1 protein-coding gene is annotated in these 219 nt (G+C 64.4%); it reads left to right on the top strand.

The annotated features are described in order from the left end of the window. The coding region (locus APY03_RS35395; RefSeq protein ID WP_157103506.1) for a DDE-type integrase/transposase/recombinase at positions 1–219 on the top strand (219 nt) is incomplete at both ends.

Here is a 219-nt window from a genome sequence, read left to right as displayed (position 1 = left end):
CCTGGCAGGGCTTCGTGTACGTGGCCTTCGTCATCGATGTCTTCGCGCGGCGCATCGTTGGCTGGCGGGTCAGTAGCTCGATGCAGACCGACTTCGTGCTCGACGCGCTGGAGCAGGCCCTGTACGCGCGTCGCAGCGAGCGTGAAGGCGTGTTGGTGCATCACAGCGACAGGGGTTCGCAATACGTCTCCATCCGCTACAGCGAGAGGCTGGCCGAAG

Source organism: Variovorax sp. WDL1, from assembly GCF_001541225.1.
Lineage (GTDB): Bacteria > Pseudomonadota > Gammaproteobacteria > Burkholderiales > Burkholderiaceae_C > Variovorax.
Note: the sequence above shows the minus strand (reverse complement) of the source record. Positions and strands in the feature narration are given on the sequence as shown.